Below are 16,261 nucleotides of genomic sequence, written 5' to 3'. Positions count from 1 at the left end.
ATGGGCCACCTGATTATATCGGGTGGTTTAAATTTTACTAGTATGAAGAGAGTTTTATATGCATTTATCGCAGGCTTAATTTTTTATAGTTGCTCCAACCATAAGGAGTTGCCTGCCAACGGGGATCAAGTGATTAAAGTCTTTGATCATGAGAATATTCATTTCGAGCCGAATAAATATGCGGTTCCATCGAAGCCGAATGCTAAAGGTGTTATGCATTTGGATAATGGACGGGTGATCATGAAAAAGATAAGAATAGATGAGGAATATGAACGATCGGTAAATATCACAGCAAAGGTTACCGTGACTTCCAATGGCGATGCTTGGGATAAATCTGGTTCGGCGTTTATTATTCCTGCGGAATCAGAGATCAATCTTTTAGATATTTTAAATAAGAACCAACAATTTCCGGAGCCTACAAATCTTGAAGAGAAGTTTTATGGAATCAAACAAGAAGCTGGCTATAAGCCGAATTTGGAGATCATGCGATTTATGACTCCTTTTGGCGTGGGGTATTATAGTGATTCTATGGAAAATAGAAGACCTGTTTATGTGCCTCACTGGGAAAAGGAGGTCGTTTGGACTCAAGATATTTCCGACTTTGCGGATAGATTGACAGCTGGAGAGTATTATGTCGGTGCTTGGATAGATACATGGACAAAGGAGGGATATAACCTGAGTATGGATATCAATATCGAAGAAAGCGAGCTTGCTTGCGACAAGCGAACTCAAAAGTGGGTAGAGCCTGTTTTGAATACTGTCGTTTACACAGGGCCTCAAAAAGCTTATGATGCCTTTTCTCGTGGAGATCTGTCATTTGAGATTGATATTCCTAAACATGTGAAAAATGTTCAATTGAAGTACCTTGTCACAGGTCATGGAGGTCATAGCGGAGGAGACGAGTTTGTGAAGAATCAAAATATAGTGTCTCTTGATGGCCAGACAATTTTGGATTTTTATCCATGGAGGGATGATTGCGCTTCGTTTAGAAGATTCAATCCTCATTCAGGCGTGTGGACGGAAAAGGCTGAGTGGAAAGGCAAGGAAATTGACGAGCGAATTGCCTCATCGGATTATTCTCGCTCCAATTGGTGTCCCGGATCTGTAGTTGATCCTGAGGTTATTGATCTTTCAAGCGTAACAGCAGGAAAGCACGTAATAACGATAAGTATTCCAAATGCCCAACCAACGAAGAAAAATGAAATGAATCATTGGCTGGTCTCAGCTTATTTGGTGGGTGAAAATATTAAATAATCATTTTTGCTTCGATTGCATATCAAAATGCTCTCGAAGCAGTTTTATCTATATCTACTTTAGGACTTGCTCCTAAATTATCATACTATTGCATAACTTTTTGTGAGTAAAATGAAGAATTTAGCGAAAATAGAAGGAAAGATCCAGCATTATGCTTGGGGAGGGGAAAGTTATATTGGCCAGTTATTAGGCGTGGATGTCAAAGGGCAGCCAACGGCTGAGTATTGGTTGGGAGCTCATGACAATGCGCCTTCTATGGTTGGTGGCGAAGTGCCGTTGAATAAGCTCATTGCCGAGGATCCGAATTCATTCTTGGGAGAGAAAGTAGCGAATCAGTTTGCGAATAAATTGCCTTACTTGTTCAAGGTTCTTGATGTTAAGGATATGTTGTCCATTCAAGTTCACCCTACCAAGGAAGAGGCTGTCAAAGGCTTCGCTAGAGAAAATGAAGAAGGCATTTCGTTAAGCGCTTCAAACCGCAACTATAAGGATGACAATCATAAGCCAGAGATTATGGTGGCTTTAAGCGAATTCTGGTTGTTGCATGGATTCAAGTCAGAGGAAGAAGTTGTTGAAACATTGAAATCTGTGCCTGAGTTCAATGAATTGCTTACTTATTTTGAAGGAAATGATTACAAGAAGCTTTACCAACACATTATGGAACTTCCTCAATCCGAAGTAGATAGGATTTTATCTCCTTTGATGTTGAGAATTTATCCAAATTACAAGCAAGGCAAAGTAGAAAAGTCATCGCCTGATTACTGGGCATCGAAAGCGGTTTCTGGACAAACAGATTTGAACGAAGGTTTGGATAGAGGAATCTTTTCAATTTATTTGTTCAATATTGTTAAGGCAGAAAAAGGAGATGCTATTTTCCAAGATGCTGGTGTTCCTCATGCGTATATGGAAGGCCAAAATATGGAATTGATGGCGAATTCCGATAATGTGTTGAGAGGAGGATTGACCCCTAAGCATATTGATGTGTCGGAGTTGCTTAAGCATACTAAATTCGAGAGAACTATTCCAAATATCATTGCAGGAGAAAAAGTAAGAGCTCATGAATTGGCTTTCAAATCGCCAGCAGCTGATTTTGAGTTGAGCGTTATCAAGCTTAGCAATGGAGAGGAGTATAAGAATAAAGATGCCCATTCTACTGATATTGTATTTGTGCTTGAAGGAGATGTGAAAGCGTCGAGCGTGTCGGATGAAATTGAATTAGGCAAAGGAGAAGCATTTGTTGTGAAGTCTGATCAACAATACACTATTCAAGCGTCTCAAGATTCTATTTTATACAAAGCGACTGTTCCTCAAAATTAAGGGAATTCCATAAAAATTATATTCAGCGCATTTGATTCATTTCAAATGCGCTTTTTTATTTTAATGACTAAATTGTAGGGGATGATTGATTAAGTTTGTAATACACCTATTAAATATATAAAACCTTAAAACTACTAAGATGAAAAATTTATTTTTTGCCATAACAGTTATTTTTATCAGTGGAATGTTCAATGGATTGAGAGCTCAAAATGCCTCGGCATCCGAATTGGAAATGTACAAGTCCATTCTCAATATGGAGAAGAAAGCTGTTATAAAAGAGAACATGAAACTAAAAGAAGGAGAATCGGAGGTTTTTTGGAAAATTTATGAAGAATACGAAGCTGAGCGTAATCAAGTGGCTAATGAAAAAATCAAAATTTTGAATGGGCAACTTGAGGAGTTTGTGAAAGTAACAGAAGAAGGAAAAACGCCTGAATACGATATGAATAAGCTTTTTGAACTTCAGAAAAAGACTTTGAAGATGAAAAAGAAGTTTTACAACAAAATGAGAAAGGAAATTTCCCCTGAAATAGCCGCTAGGTTTTACCAATTAGATGAGTATTTAGGAACTATTATAAAGATGAGCATACTTGACAATACACCTTTGATCGGAGAAGGCAAAAAAGTGTCATATTGATAAGTAGCACATTGTGCATTAAGAAAAAAGCCATTCACGATAGATGTTGTGAATGGCTTTTTATTTTATAAATAGAAATGTTTCCACATCCAAACTCCGCTGTAGTTTGTCAAGCAAGCATCGGTGATTTCTACTCTTATAGGGTGTTTTTCATCGATGGTTTTTATGATTTGCTCTTCATCGGAGGCATTTAAGCGCTTTTCGCATACTTTGGCTGAAAGCTTCAAGTAAGTTTTGTCGGAGCTAACTTCCTCTCGCATATTGTCATAGATGTTTTGAATGAGCTCCTGAGAACTGCTGTTTTCACTTAGATTATTGTCCAGCCATTTGTTTAATCTCAAGGTGTCTAGTCCTGACAAACTTTCGAAATCGTCCTTTTCATTTAACTCGTACTGAATATCTATTTTCCCATATTCCGCCAATGCATTGCTCCATTTGGCTTTATTTGTCTTCTTGATATCGAAATCTAGGGAACTGGCCAAGGTTTCATCAATCTCTTTGATCGTGTTTTCACTTGTAGCACTTAGATGGATTTCTTTGCCAATGATATCGCTGAGTTCTTTGTATTTCAAACCTTTGGAGATTTGTTTGAATATCGTATAAGTAGCCATAGTTTTCGCTTGATTGTTTGTTGCTATAGTTGTTTTTCTTCGGGTTTGCCAATAATTCATAAATAGGAATAATGAAATTTTTTAAGAATTATTGACTTGTTTAGATTGTATTAGGTGCTCTAATGTGCTAAAAATGAGTTGGAAATGAAAATATATTTTGAAAATATTGGCTTTGAGCGTTTATTGTTTCTTGCTTCATATTGAGGGCTCGTAATCAATAGAATATATCATGAACTTTGGAATGAAATGTTTATGGTGTTTGTAATGGATTCTTGCTTTTTATTTAAGGGTTTGCTCTCTTAGTTTCCTGAAAGTATTCTTGTTCTTTACGGAAACTTTCAGCTAATGCTTCAAGTTTGCCAAGATTCTCAGATGACAGTGTATGCATTTCTCTTTTGGTTTGTCCACTTGAATGGAAGTAATAGTCTACAAGTTGAAATGATTTTCCTCTGGCTGATTCAAGAGGCTTGCCAATTTCATCCCAAAGTTGTTCATACTTTACAAATGCATCGCTCAGCTCACTCATGGAAAATTCTCTCGGTTCGCCAATGCATAGTAATAGTTCTTCAGGTGCGCCATCATCCCATAGTATTCTAAACTCTTCGCCATAGTTTCTTAATAGCCTTTCGAATCCATTAGATTCGATGAGATGAGGGCTAGTGGTTTGCAAATATACCAATGCTAAAATGCCTAAATCATAGTCGTCAGTAGCTTTTAGCTCTCTTAATCGAATTTGTGTAGTTGTCGTAACAGCTTTTAAAGCTATGTGAAATAAGAATTTGTCAACGGGTTCTTGAATTTTATCAAGCATTCCCGGAGGAATTACATGTTGAAGAATACTTTCGCTGTACTCAGGAATGATAACTTCCTCGCATTCTTGTTTATACCATTCCCATTTTTGACAAGCTTCAGTCCATGATGCTTTTCCTTTTTTGATTTTGCATCGTGTGGAAAACCGTTCGATCTCTCGTTCAACATTTTCTTTGCGAATTCTACGTCTTTTGACAATTGGATTGAAAAAATGCTGGCATTGAAAAACTTCCATTTCTAAAAACAGTCTTTTCAAAAATTGATATTTTTCCAATGGCAAATCCCTGACTGTCAAAGCACCAAGTTTGCCAAAAAGTTCTTCAAAGTCGTTCTCAACCATGAATTGTGAATAATCCATGCTAAGGCTCGCATCGACCATTTCTTCGTCCGCAGATTTTTTTTTGCGTCTTTTCTTCCCTTTTTTATGAGAGGCTTCAGTAGCAGTTGCTTGCATTTCAAGCAAAGGTGCGGGTATCTCTTCGGGAAGCTCAGATGCTGAGGGGGGAGGGCTGACCTTCTTTTTTTTCTTTTTCTTTTTTTTCTTCGTTGGATTTGTCGTGTCAACTTCTTCGACCATATCGGAAGGAATCGTTGCTTCTGAAAGCAGTAATTGAGGCTCTTTATGCAACGTTGGCTTTTCAAGGTCTAGCGCTGAAGCTAAGGAGCCCATGTCTATTCCTTCTGGCTTTTCAATGGGTTCTTTACTGCTAGAAAAAGGATTTCGGACTTTGATATCCAAATTTGCTTCGGATAGCCATCTGTTAGCCTGCACGACTATGGCTTCTATTTCAGGTCCATAATCTTGGACAGGGTGGAATTCATTTTGACCAAAAACTTCTTTGAAGTAAAATCTTGGAGAGTGCTGTGAGGGAGAATAGTGAAATTCTGTGATAAGAACTTGCACGGTTTTCTTTTTTCGTAAAAACGATGTGCTATCGATGTCTAATGTCAAATGAGGGTATCTTTGCTTTCTTACAGGTAGTATGATGCTTTTTCTGACACGAGCTCTGACAAAAGGTTGGTGTATGTCGCTTCTTGGAATAAAAGATTGATACCAAAGTTCTTGCGGAAATTCCAACATCTTTGCTTGTACAACTGGAGCGTCACTATTCACCAGTTTGCCTTGAGCCGCAATTCCGCAAAAGCTTTGAGCCTGTTTTTTTGTATGATGATTAATGAGTTGACGCACTAAAACATAATCTAGGCGGCAATTGATTTGTTTTAGCAAACCTTAATGTTAATCATCCATATCACCTTTTTTGATTTGTTTTTGATACAGTTTATGATAAGCGCCTTGTTTGTCTATAAGCGAATTATGAGTGCCTTCTTCTATGATTTCGCCATTTTTAAGAACAAGTATGGTGTCGGCAAGCTGCGCGCTGGAGACTCTGTGGGATATGATGATACTGGTTCTATTTTCCATGATTTTGCTCAACTGAGATAAAATATTATGCTCAGTTTTGGTGTCTACAGCAGATAAAGCGTCATCGAGAATGAGTATTTTTGGATTTTTGATTATAGCTCGGGCAATCGATAGCCTTTGTTTTTGCCCGCCAGATAGGGTAATGCCTCTTTCGCCTAATACAGTGTCGTAACCTTCTTTGAAGTGCTCGATATTATGATGCAAATCGGCGACTTTGGATGCTTCAATGATCTTTTCCATCGGCAAACTGTTGTCGCTGAAGGCTATATTGTTTTTGATGCTGTCGGAGAATAAAAAGACATCTTGCGGCACATAGCCCATCTGGTTTCGAATATGTTGGACTTGATAGTCTTTAATATTTGTTCCGTCGATGGCGATCTCTCCTTCGGAAGCATCGTATAGCCTCATGATAAGATTAGCTATGGTGCTTTTACCTGATCCTGTAGTGCCTATGATGGCAAGAGATTTTCCAGATTCTAATGAAAAACTGATATTTTTCAACGCATTAATGCCTGAATCATCGTATTTCAAACTGACATTTTTGAATTCTACGCTTCCTTCAATATCATTGGTCAAGTTCTTTTCTGATAAGATGTCATTTTTGACGTTTAGGAATTCATTGATTCTTTTTTGCGAGGCGGCCGCGCGCTGCATAATACTAGTAACCCACCCTAATGAAGCCACAGGCCAAGTCAGCAGGTTTACATAAATGACGAACTCGGCTATGTTTCCAAATGAAAGAGTTCCTTCGATTACCTCCATTCCTCCTACGTAGATCGTTAAGATCGTACTGACGCCGATCAAACCCACGATAAGCGGGAAAAACATGGCTTGAACGAAGGTAAGCTTAAGCGAACGATCTTTGTATTCATTGCTTTCTTGTTCAAAGTTTTCGACGGAATTTTTTTCTCTTGAGAATGACTTGATAACTCTAATGCCAGAAAAAGCTTCTTGGGTGAATGTCGATAACTTGGATAGCTGTCTTTGAATTTCCTCGGATCGTTTGTTTACTTGATTATTAACAAAATAAATAGCGACAGACAAAATAGGCAAAGGACTCAAAGCGTATAAAGTCAACGTGGTATTGATGGAAAACATGTAGGGAATCAACATGCCAAATAATACGATAAGGCTGATTCCATACATCACCGCTGGTCCTATGTACATCCTTACTCTACTGACATCTTCGGAAATTCTTGCCATAAGATCTCCCGTTGAATTCATTTTGAAAAAACTGGTAGGCAATTGCTGATAGTGTTCGTAAATGTCGTTTTTCATGTCATATTCTACATGGCGAGACATGATAATGATGGTTTGTCGAACAAGAAACAAGAAAAAACCTCTTAATAAAGCCACTCCCAAGATCATAAATCCATAGAGAACAATGCTTGATTTTATAATGTCTTCAAACGACGTTTGCAGGTTCAGGCCCTCGAACATCTTGAACATAGTGATATTGTCGACAACCAAATTCAAGGCGTTTCGGATTAATTGGCCGGGAAGGATTTGAAAATATGTGGATATGATGATGAAAAATATTCCAAGACCAAATCTGTATTTGTATTTCCAAAAATATTTGTTTAAAAACTTTAAATCTTTCACTTATACTATTCTCTTTTGTGCCAAACAGAGGGGACTAAGCCACTCACTAGAGCTTATTACGCAAAATATGGCTAAAAAGTGATGCTCAATTTCATTTTAACCTCATTGCAATACTACATAAAAACAATTAGCTTTGCGGAGCATGAACTTAATTGAAGTCCTGTCAGTCAATTTTTTGCAAAGATAGGATAAAAGACTTTTAATCTCGGATAAAGCATTATGAATACTGAAAATATTTCTGTTTTTGAGTTAGCCGGCGAAATGGGGCATGAACAAGTGGTCTATTGCCATGATGAATACACAGGACTTAAAGCCATCATTGGCATCCATAATACAAGCTTGGGACCTGCATTGGGCGGAACAAGAATGTGGCATTACGCTACTGAGCAAGAAGCATTGAATGACGTGCTTAGACTTTCCAGAGGAATGACTTTCAAAGCGGCGATATCAGGATTGAATCTTGGTGGAGGAAAAGCTGTGATTATCGGTGATGCGAAAGCATTGAAATCCGAGGCTTTGTTGAGAAGGTTCGGGAAATTCGTTGACAGCTTGTCAGGTAAATATATTACCGCTGAAGATGTGAATATGACGACAAAGGATATGGAGTATATTTCCATGGAAACAAGTCATGTGACAGGTCTTTCAGAAAGTCTTGGAGGTGGTGGAGATCCTTCTCCGGTAACAGCTTATGGCTCTTACATGGGTATGAAAGCAGCTGCCAAGTTCGCATTTGGCAATGACGACTTGAAGGATAAAAAAATCGCTGTACAGGGTGTAGGAAATGTAGGCACGCACTTAGTGGAGTACTTGGTGAAGGAAAACGCTAAAGTGTATATCACTGATATCTATGACGATAAATTGCAAAAAGTTGCTTTGCAATATGGCGTTGATGTAGTTGGTATGGATGAAGTGTATGATTTGGATATGGATATCTACGCGCCATGCGCATTGGGAGCTACTATCAATGATGATACGCTTTCCAGATTGAAGTGTTCGGTGATCGCTGGTGCTGCGAACAATCAGCTGGCTGATGAGAATAAGCATGGCTTGAAACTGATTGAAAAAGGAATCACATATGCTCCGGACTTCTTGATTAATGCCGGTGGTTTGATCAATGTTGGAATGGACTACTTAGGGCCTTACAACAGAGACAGAGTATTTGAGCATACACAAGGAATTTATGATACATGTTTGGATATCTTGAAAGACGCTCAAACAAGAAATATAACTGCGCAAGAAGCTGCGATGGATGCGGCTATCAAGCGAATCAATGACGCAAAGGAAAGACAAGGAAGAATGTAATTAAACTTTCTTATTGCGCTTTGAAATGAAATTAGTCCGATAGACTAACATAATGATGCTTGCTTTCGTAAGCATCATTATTGTTTAGTGATATGAGGATGCATGGTAGTGGCTTCTACATAATTTTGTTTAGCCATGCTGGATATGCTGCGAGGCATGATCAATTTTGGAAAATATTAGTCAAACGTTCTTTATAGAAACTGTAAATGCTTAACAGGAGATTACTAAGAGTAAAAGCAATGCAGACCCTCTACTCGCTAGAGCAATGCAGAAAATCGGATTTGGGCTTGGCCGAAGATCAGATTAAGGAAAATTTTCAGCCTAATTTGAATACGATGGATTTTCAGGATCCTGATTTGTTGAAGAAGAAAACAGATGAGGCGCTGAAGATTTTTCGTGAAAACTATCAGGGAAGAAGCGTGTCGCATATTTCAGCGGCAAGAGAAGAGGTGCTTGCTTCAGTGCAATCGGCATTGAATTTATATCATAGCAAATATGAAAACGACTTTCGTTTTTTCAAGGACCATATGGTGGAAGAAGCTGAAAAGATTTTTAATAATTCTTTAAAAGTATTATCTTTTGTTATTCATTTTTCAGAATTGGTTCTGATTGAGGAGGAGGAAAGAAAGAATAGCTTTACCAGAAAAAATCAATTGGTTTCCAAAAGCGCGTTTAATTTACCGAACAACAAGGTGCTTTCAGAGCTGAGAAGCAGAATAAAAACGAAAAACGCCGAGTTGTCCGATGATGAAAAAGCGGATTGCAGAGAAATTTACAAGAAAGTTCTCAAAAAGGATGAAGAGTACCAAAAGTACATCTCCATCGAAAGTCCAAGTTTTGATGAGGACAAAGACATTCTTCTTCATATTATCAAAGCGATATTGTTTAAGAATGAGGCCTTTGTAGGATACATGGATAGTATTGATATCGCTTGGACGGAAAACAATGCGATCATCAAGAGCATGTCGTTGAAATCGATCAAATTGATCACTGAGGAAAATCTTGGATCGGACGAGTTGGCGGAACTTTCGTTGAACTGGGAAGATGACAAAGCTTTTTTCAAGAATCTTTTTGAGATGACATACGAAAATGGCTTGGAGTATGAGGAAATGATCGCTCAAAATAGCCAGAATTGGACAGCTGAGAGAATCACTAATCTGGATATGATTATTTTGAAAATGGCGATCAGTGAGATGGTTCATTTTAAAAGTATTCCGATCAAGGTGACGATCAATGAATATTTGGAGTTGGCTAAAAAATACAGCACTCCAAAGAGTAAGAAATTTATTAATGGTATCCTCGATGTGATGGCCGTGTCTTTGAGCGACAAAGGCATGATCAAGAAGAGCGGTAGAGGATTGATTGACAACAAATAAAACCCGAATATACAATGAGCAAAAAGACCAATGCCCTATTAGCGTTTCTTACAGGAGCAGCGGCGGGAGCCATTCTAGGTGTGCTTTACGCTCCTGAAGAAGGATCAAGCACTAGAGACAAATTATCATATAAATTGTCTAAAACCAGAGACAAGCTTAAAGCTTTGATTGATGAATTGATATCGGACATTGATTCTCCTAACTCTTTGGCTAAAACTCAAGGAGATCAAGTGGTGAATCAAACAAGAGAAAAGGCTGAAAGATTGCTTGGAGACGTTGATGATTTGATTTCTCAAATCAAAGGAGATCAAAGCAGCGAGCAAAATTCTGTAAACAATTAAACCCTGATAATATATGAAAAATATAGTGAAATCTGGTTTAGTGGTTGCTTTGGGAATGTTTTTGTTCAGTTGTTCAGGTGAAAAAAGCGAATCAAAGTCTACTGAAACTAGTAAGCCGGCGAAAGCGGAGCAAGCTCATGATCATTCAAGTCATGCAGGGCATGATCACGGTCATAGTCATGATGGCCACAATCATGACCATGGAGCTCATAAAGTTGAAGCTGCGGTAGCTAACGATCCTTCGGTTGTATCGGCTGAGGCTGTTGACCCCGAAAATGCTCCGAGATTCAATTTCGAGGAGGATATTTATGATTTTGGAACTGTGGATGCGGGCGATATCGTTGAGCATGTCTTCAAATTCACAAACACAGGTAAAGAGCCTTTGATCATTCAAAATGCATCGGCTTCATGCGGTTGCACAGTGCCTGAGTATTCTAAAGAGCCAATAGCTCCTGGTGCTGATGGAAAGATCACAGTTAAATTCAACAGTAAGAATCGTCGCGGTGTTCAATCAAAGACTGTAACCATCACAGCGAACACAGTGCCTAAAGTTACGAAGTTGAAAATCAAAGGAGAGGTTAACGCCGGTCCGGATTTGGCCAATGGTCCAGTGAGACAATAGAAGATAAAATATAACTGAAGATGGCCGGGAAATTTTTCCGGTCATTTTTGTTTTATATTTTCGAAAAGGATTTGGCAATTGCTATTCTTAAGGTAAATTTGGACTCAATTTTGGCTTGGAATGAGTAAGTCCAAGTAATTGTTCATGGGAATGGTATCCCGATAAATGTTTACGAATTTAAAAGATGGAAAATTTAGTATTATTGCAAGCTGCGGCTCAGGGTGGCAATTCCATGGTGAGCACTTTCATTATGATGGGGGCGGTATTTTTGGTTATGTATTTTTTCATGATCAGACCTCAGCAGAAAAAACAAAAAGCTCAAAAAGCTTTCACTGAAGGAATTAAGAAAGGCGATCAAGTTGTGACGATCGGCGGTATATATGGGAAAATAGTTGAAATCAATGACACTAAAGTAATTTTGGACGTGGATAGAGGAACGAAGATTACTTTTGAAAAATCCGCGATTTCTATGGAAAATTCCAAAAGCTTGTCAGAAGAAAAGAAATAATTCAGATAAGCAGATCTTGCTTGATTATGTTGCAAAGCATCATTAAGCAAGGTCTTATTGATTTATGATATTCAGGCAGAATCGTTGCTGATGGTTACTTGGATATGCGTTTGATGTCCGCAGCTGTGATTCTTTTTTATAATTACAAATTGTTTTGCTTTGGTCAGATTGTTCAGTAAGGTAAAGGCGTTTCTTGTTAGAGCGAGGAAGTTCATGACTGTGTCGAACAACGAGCAGCTCAAAATCATGATCTTATGCTTTATTACGGCCACGATTTTTTGGTTTTTGAATGCCTTGAATAAAAAGTACACATCCGAAATAAGTTACCCTGTCAGTTTCGTTTTTGACACTACTCAGAATATTAGCATAGTGTCCCCGTTGCCGAAGGATATTTCAGTGGAATTGAATGGAACAGGTTGGAAGCTGTTGAGCCTTTCTTTGGGATATGATTTGACGCCTGTGCCGATTGAGGTTGAAAATCCTGTTGGAACAAAAGTAATAGCCACGGCTTCATTAGGGCCTATCTTTAGAAACTTCTTCAGTGATTACCAATTTATCAATGCTAGACCGGATTCTTTGTATTTGGATATTCAGAATAGGGTAAGCAAGGAAGTTAAGCTATATGTTGAAAAAGATAGTTTGAATCTGGCGCCGGGGTTCAAGGTTTTTTCAGATATTGTCATTGAGCCTAATATCGTGACTTATACAGGCCCAGAGAATTTTATTAAAAAATTGCCTGATTCTATGGCGGTTTTTAATGAAAAAAAGGAGCTGGACAAGACTGTTGATGAGCCTTTATCTTTGAAAAAATTCCAAACAAATTTGATGGAAATAACTCCTTTGAATGTGCATTTGAAGATTGATGTGGACAAGCTCATCAGGCTTTCTCAGAAGGTTGATGTGGAAAAAATGAATTTCCCACCAGAGTTGACTCTGCTAGATAGCTCGACGACAGTTAGCTTTACAATTCAAAAGCATCAAATGAAGGAGCTTAGCCCTAGCGACTTTAAAGTTACAGCTAATTATTACAATATGAGTCGTGATTCTTTGGTTTATCCAAGATTGATGCTATACCCTTCTATTGCTCAGGACATACAGTTGGATTCGTTGAGATTGAGAGTTATCAATAGAAGCAGGTTTAAAAAGAAAATTCCTGTATATCATTAATGAAAAAGATAGGAGTTACTGGAGGTATAGGTTCTGGGAAGTCAACAGTTTGCCAGTATTTTGAGTTGAAAGGCGTTCCTGTTTATTATGCTGACGACAGAGCAAAAGTTTTGATGATTTCAAATCCGAAAATCATTGAAGGAGTTGAAGGTTTGTTTGGCGATGAAGCGTATAATAGCGATGGAGCATTGAATCGTCAAATGATTGCGGAAAAAGCTTTTTATGATCAGTCCTTATTGACAAAGCTTAACGAAATTGTGCATCCCGTAGTGTATAGTGATTTTGATGAATGGTGTCAAATACATAAAGACCAACCATATATCATCAAAGAGGCCGCAATTATGCTTGAAAAGAAAGATCAGGCATTGGATTATGTCATTGGAGTGATTGCTCCTGTACAGGATAGAATTCTGAGAATTTTAAAAAGAGATCCGCAACGAAATCAGAGCCAGGTTCAAGGTATTATGGATAAGCAGGTTTCAGACCAATTAATTAAAGATAAGGCTGACTTTGTCTTGTATAATGACAATGAAACCAAGTTGTTGCCTGAATTGAATCGTCTGCATAGTTTCTTTTCAAAGCTTTAAGTAGTTAATTGATTATTTTCTATCTCTTCTTTTATCTCATTAAAGCTTGATTCATAGGCTTCTCCAAAGAGTGATTCGAATTGCTTGGAAAACTTTTCAAATTCATTTCTAGCTAGCACTAATTTCCCCATTTTGATTAAGCCGTGCAGTTTGAGTTTCATGCCTTGCTCTTCAAGTTCATCGTATTTAAGGACCAGACTTGCCCATTTGACAGTTAGATTAGCATCTTTGGATAAGCTAGCGCAAAGCAATAGGGTTTCTATTATCTTCGATTTTATATCACTTATAGCCTCTGCAAGCCATTCTAATTGATTATTGTTGATCTCAGCGCTTCTTGTTAATGAATAAATGCCATTCATTATTTCTTGAGAAGAAATATTTGTTTTTAGTTGGTTTTCAAGCTGAGTGTATAATTTGAAATCGCAAAAAGAGTCTTTGTTGAATTCAATTTCCCAAGTGCCGTTTTTGAACTCAATTTCCACACCTTCAATAGGGCTTAGTAATAACCTTAAACGTTTTATTGTGATAGAGCGATTGTTTCTAGATTTACTTTTCTCAGCGTTAGGCCAAAGAATATCGACGATTTCTTGGGAACTAATGTTTCTGCCATGCAAATAAGGGAAGAATAGTATGATTAAAAACAGCTGTCTTGGCTTTTCCGTAAATTGATCGCTGATTTCATTTCCAGCATGGTCATAGATTTTAAGTCCATCGAATATGTATATGGCATTCTTTTTAGGATAGTCAATTTTTATCAATTTCCGGCTCTGAAAAGGTTGAGCTAGCATTGTGTCTATGTCTTTGTTAGAAGCTTCCGTTTCAGGCTTTATTCTTTTTGAACGATATTTTTTGAAATATAATAAACTCGTAATAGCCAAAATGATTAATAGCGCCAGATAAGCTAAAGTATAATCAGCATCTGGTATCTCAGCTTCTAATTTCATATTTTCCAAGTCTGAAATTGATAGCGGAGTTCCTCTAAGCTTGTAAATATGCGTTTGAGACTTGTCGGATTGAAAATCGCTTTGGCTGGCTACTGCGTAGAAATCTTCATTTTTTTGATCTTGAAACAAAAATAACCTGCTTTCAATATCTTTGTAAGGCATGTCAAGGGTTTCGCTTGCCCACTCTATTGTTCCGTCCGCGATTGATATTTTTGCAAGTTTTATCTGTGCGTCGAAACTATTATATGGAAATAATAGCGTGTAGAAATATTTTTTTGATTTGTCTAAAATGAGATTGGACCCGCAAGTATAGCCCTTCAGAGGATGTTTTTGACTCCAAAGCTTTTGGACAGACATGCTGTCTAAATTGACTAAGTAAAGATCATGATAGGCATTTGTTCCGAGAACTTGATTTCCTGTTTTATTGCCCATTCCACCATAAACAAGGTAAGCGTTTTCTGTAAGATGTCCTGATGACGACAAATATCTAGGAGCGATTGTGTTTCCTGAGAAATCGACTGTTTCCCAGCTTTCAGTAGTTAAATCGTATCTTGTAAAATCATTCTTAAAGGTATAATGTCCATACCCTCCAAATCGAAATATATTGCCCTTATTCAAGTCTAAAAGCGTGCATTGTCTCCAGTTTGTTAATTGTTGATCAATTTGACTAATGGATTCCAATGAATCAAGAAGCTCATCAAAATTATTAAGTTTGATCTTGCTACCTCTGAAGTCAAATATTCCGATTTTGTCTAAAACGGGCACATAAAGGCCTTCCCAATAAGTGATGTTATCGATTGATTTTTTATGAGGAATTTTTTTTACAGTTTCATTTTCTATGCAGAAAGTCAGAGTGGATTTGGTGCCAACGACGATTATTTTTCTATGAACAGGATCATGCAGAACTGCTGGATGGTAAGAGTTTTCAAAATTCGCTATGTTTTCCCAGAGATGATGCTTGGTGGCAGTCCAAAGAGGAGTGGTTATTTTTCCGTTGATCTTTTTCGATCTCTCAACCGCTATATCACCATGGTATTGTCGTAGAGGCCATTGAAGTGATGTCGATTTAGATTTTAAATTAATGTCTCTTACTGCGAACTTTGGGACATCTTTGGTTCTGAATCCAACTTCTTGACTTACTCCGAAAATGAGCTTTAAATTTTTAGAATGGGAAAGTGAAATATTTTTATCGATAACCTTTTCGCCATATTCAATACGCATGTTTTGACTTTCTAGGTTGACGCTTAGATGTACGGATACCCATTTATTATCCTTAAGATTGCTTTTAGCTATGGGCAAACTGGCGAAGTTTTCATCTTTATTTATGATGCAGACAAGGTGAGGGTTATGCGCATTTATTTTAGGTTCGTATTTTAAGTCGATAACTTGATCATCATCTAGTATTATTCTAAGTATATTCCCCAGAACTTGGCTTTTTTGAAGGTTCAACTCAAAGCTTAATTCAAACTGATTTGAAATAGGGATCAACCCTTTTGCAGGGAGTTCCAGAGAAGATAATTTGTCAATGGATTCTTCAGAGGAGTAAAATTCAAGTCCTCCAATTTTTTCAGATAGAGCCTGAGCGGAAACAGCGGAAGGCATTAATGCTACTAAAAGTAAAAAAATAGCTTTTGGAATATTATAGAAAATAGAAATCGCATGTTTTTCAAGTTTCATATCAAAAGTCTGCTTTTAGAAACGATTTTTTAATTATGAGGCCATTTAAGCCATTTTTATTTGAAAATTTTCGCCATGTAATT

14 protein-coding genes are annotated in these 16,261 nt (G+C 37.6%); 10 read left to right on the top strand and 4 right to left on the bottom strand.

The window, feature by feature from the left end; all coding sequences use genetic code 11:
* Positions 1-42 precede the first annotated feature (42 nt).
* The 3 genes from AABK36_RS14750 to AABK36_RS14740 all read left to right on the top strand — a co-directional run bounded on the left by AABK36_RS14750 (position 43) and on the right by AABK36_RS14740 (position 3,208).
* Entirely contained in the window at positions 43-1,254 is a 1,212-nt protein-coding gene (locus tag AABK36_RS14750) for a PNGase F N-terminal domain-containing protein (RefSeq protein ID WP_309938128.1), read from the top strand.
* Positions 1,255-1,365: 111 nt separating this feature from the next.
* Positions 1,366-2,571: a mannose-6-phosphate isomerase, class I gene (gene manA, locus AABK36_RS14745; protein WP_309938129.1), complete on the top strand. Its 1,206-nt coding sequence runs from the start codon at positions 1,366-1,368 to the stop codon at positions 2,569-2,571.
* Between the two features lie 139 nt (positions 2,572-2,710).
* On the top strand, positions 2,711-3,208 hold the full coding sequence (locus AABK36_RS14740; RefSeq protein WP_309938130.1) for a hypothetical protein: 498 nt from the start codon (positions 2,711-2,713) through the stop codon (positions 3,206-3,208).
* Between the two features lie 65 nt (positions 3,209-3,273).
* Here the strand turns inward: AABK36_RS14740 and AABK36_RS14735 are convergent, their stop codons facing one another.
* From AABK36_RS14735 to AABK36_RS14725, 3 genes are all read right to left on the bottom strand, one after another.
* Positions 3,274-3,879 carry a hypothetical protein gene (locus tag AABK36_RS14735; RefSeq protein ID WP_309938131.1) on the bottom strand — a complete coding sequence of 202 codons (606 nt, stop codon included), beginning with the start codon at positions 3,877-3,879 and terminating at the stop codon, positions 3,274-3,276.
* Positions 3,880-4,102: 223 nt separating this feature from the next.
* Positions 4,103-5,818, bottom strand: coding sequence for a hypothetical protein (locus tag AABK36_RS14730; protein ID WP_309938132.1), 1,716 nt, complete (start codon positions 5,816-5,818; stop codon positions 4,103-4,105).
* Between the two features lie 48 nt (positions 5,819-5,866).
* Entirely contained in the window at positions 5,867-7,654 is a 1,788-nt protein-coding gene (locus tag AABK36_RS14725) for an ABC transporter ATP-binding protein (RefSeq protein ID WP_309938133.1), read from the bottom strand.
* Positions 7,655-7,873: 219 nt separating this feature from the next.
* On the opposite strand from AABK36_RS14725, the gene AABK36_RS14720 reads away from it, so the two are divergent.
* The 7 genes from AABK36_RS14720 to coaE all read left to right on the top strand — a co-directional run bounded on the left by AABK36_RS14720 (position 7,874) and on the right by coaE (position 13,557).
* On the top strand, positions 7,874-8,956 hold the full coding sequence (locus tag AABK36_RS14720; RefSeq protein WP_309938134.1) for a Glu/Leu/Phe/Val dehydrogenase dimerization domain-containing protein: 1,083 nt from the start codon (positions 7,874-7,876) through the stop codon (positions 8,954-8,956).
* Between the two features lie 239 nt (positions 8,957-9,195).
* Positions 9,196-10,332 (top strand): transcription antitermination factor NusB, encoded by a 1,137-nt coding sequence (nusB, locus tag AABK36_RS14715; RefSeq protein WP_309938135.1) that lies wholly within the window; start codon positions 9,196-9,198, stop codon positions 10,330-10,332.
* Between the two features lie 14 nt (positions 10,333-10,346).
* The gene (locus AABK36_RS14710) at positions 10,347-10,673 is read left to right on the top strand and encodes a YtxH domain-containing protein (RefSeq protein WP_309938136.1); all 327 of its coding nucleotides are present in this window, start codon (positions 10,347-10,349) and stop codon (positions 10,671-10,673) included.
* 13 nt (positions 10,674-10,686) lie between these two features.
* Positions 10,687-11,295, top strand: coding sequence for a DUF1573 domain-containing protein (locus AABK36_RS14705; RefSeq protein ID WP_309938137.1), 609 nt, complete (start codon positions 10,687-10,689; stop codon positions 11,293-11,295).
* Positions 11,296-11,479: 184 nt separating this feature from the next.
* Positions 11,480-11,803 carry a preprotein translocase subunit YajC gene (gene yajC, locus AABK36_RS14700; RefSeq protein WP_309938138.1) on the top strand — a complete coding sequence of 108 codons (324 nt, stop codon included), beginning with the start codon at positions 11,480-11,482 and terminating at the stop codon, positions 11,801-11,803.
* Between the two features lie 246 nt (positions 11,804-12,049).
* Positions 12,050-12,970 (top strand): YbbR-like domain-containing protein, encoded by a 921-nt coding sequence (locus AABK36_RS14695; RefSeq protein ID WP_309938139.1) that lies wholly within the window; start codon positions 12,050-12,052, stop codon positions 12,968-12,970.
* The gene (coaE, locus tag AABK36_RS14690; RefSeq protein ID WP_309938140.1) at positions 12,970-13,557 is read left to right on the top strand and encodes a dephospho-CoA kinase; all 588 of its coding nucleotides are present in this window, start codon (positions 12,970-12,972) and stop codon (positions 13,555-13,557) included. Before AABK36_RS14695 ends, coaE begins: the two co-directional genes overlap by 1 nt.
* Here coaE and AABK36_RS14685 read toward each other — a convergent pair.
* Positions 13,554-16,178, bottom strand: a complete 2,625-nt coding sequence (locus tag AABK36_RS14685) for a hypothetical protein (protein WP_309938141.1) — start codon at positions 16,176-16,178, stop codon at positions 13,554-13,556. The genes coaE and AABK36_RS14685 overlap by 4 nt on opposite strands.
* Between the last annotated feature and the right edge of the window lie 83 nt (positions 16,179-16,261).

Origin of the sequence: Aureibacter tunicatorum (genome assembly GCF_036492635.1) — a bacterium.
In the GTDB taxonomy this organism is placed as follows: domain Bacteria; phylum Bacteroidota; class Bacteroidia; order Cytophagales; family Cyclobacteriaceae; genus Aureibacter; species Aureibacter tunicatorum.
This window is presented reverse-complemented; position numbering and strand designations above follow the sequence as displayed.